Origin of the sequence: Paenibacillus sp. TAF43_2 (genome assembly GCF_052113545.1) — a bacterium.
GTDB lineage: Bacteria > Bacillota > Bacilli > Paenibacillales > Paenibacillaceae > Pristimantibacillus.
This window is the reverse complement of sequence record NZ_JBFRDK010000371.1, coordinates 1-1469: the sequence shown is the minus strand read 5'-3', so window position 1 is coordinate 1469 and position 1469 is coordinate 1. Positions and strand designations below refer to the sequence as shown.

Here is a 1469-nt window from a genome sequence, read left to right as displayed (position 1 = left end):
CCCAACGCCAGCTCACCCAAGCTGCCCAGATCCAGCCCGCCCGCACTACCGGAATCGGCACTCCCGGCACCCAGATCAGTCAGACTGCCCAGATCCAGACCGGCACTACCGCTGCCCGCGCTGCCACTGTCACTACCCGAACCAAGGCTACCGAGCGCAAGCTCGGCCAAGCTACCCAGATCCAGATCGGCACTACCACTTCCCGCGCTGCCACTCCCCGAGCTACCGGAATCGGCACTCCCGGCACCCAGATCAGTCAGACTGCCCAGATCAAGATCGGCGCTACCACTTCCCGCGCTGCCACTGTCACTACCCGAACCAAGGCTGCCCAGCGCAAGTTCGGCCAGGCTACCCAGATCGAGATCGCTGCTCCCCGAGCTACCGGAATCGGCACTACCGGAATCACTTCCGGACCCCGCACTACCGGTATCGATACCTCCTGCGCTTCCGGRGTCGCCCGTGCTCCCCAGAGCCGCCGCACTACCCACGACCGGAAGCGCCAGGCTACCGAACGGAAGCGCCAGGCTTCCCAATGCCAGCTCGCCCAGACTGCCCAGATCCAGACCGGCACTACCGCTGCCCGAGCCGCCACTGTCACTACCCGACCCGAGGCTGCCGAGCGCAAACTCGGCCAGACTGCCGAGATCGAGGTCGCCGCTCCCCGAACTACCCGAATCCGCGCTGCCGGAATCGGTACTGCCGGAATCGGCGCTGCCCGCACCGAGATCGGCCAGGCTACCGAGATCCAGCCCCGCCTCACCCTCGCTGCCCGCCGCCAAGCTCCCCAACGGGGCCGCCAAGCTACCCAACGGCAGCGCAAGACTGCCGAGCGCCAGCTCGCCCAGGCTGCCCAGATCAAGCCCGCCTGCACTACCGGAATCGGTAGAGCCCGCGGCCAGGTCGGCCAAGCTGCCGAGATCCAGATCGGTGCTACCACTGCCCGCGCTACCACCAGCACTTCCCGAATCCGCGCTGCCCGAATCGCTACCCGAACCGAGATCGGCCAGGCTACCGAGATCCAGCCCCGCCTCACCCTCGCTGCCCGCCGCCAAGCTCCCCAACGGGAGCGCAAGGCTACCGAGCGCCAGGTCACTCAGGCTGCCTAGATCGAGGCCGGCGCCACTGTCACTGCCGGACCCGAGGCTGCCGAGCACAAGGTCGGTCAAGCTACCCAGATCGACATCGCCACTGCCCGAGCTATTCGAATCAGCACTACCGGAATCGCTGCCCGAACCGAGATCGGCCAGGCTACCCAGATCCAGCCCCGCCTCACCCTCGCTGCCCGTCGCCAAGCTCCCCAACGGGGCCGCGAGGCTACCGAGCCTCGATCTTTCGTGAGCGCGGCGTGCCGGCCTGATCGAGTTCGGATTTCTTGTCCCGGTGATGGTTCCGGTTTCCGGACGTGGCGGGGTGGCCGACGCGGTCGGGTTGCGTCGGGGTCCACGGCCCCGAATGATGGTGCTCCTTTC

At 67.3% G+C, this 1469-nt stretch carries 1 protein-coding gene; it reads right to left on the bottom strand.

Going from position 1 to position 1469, the window contains the following annotated elements:
- A partial coding sequence (locus AB4Z17_RS33455; RefSeq protein ID WP_441964760.1) for a hypothetical protein occupies window positions 1–1292 on the bottom strand: 1292 nt, incomplete at its 3' end.
- Between the last annotated feature and the right edge of the window lie 177 nt (window positions 1293–1469).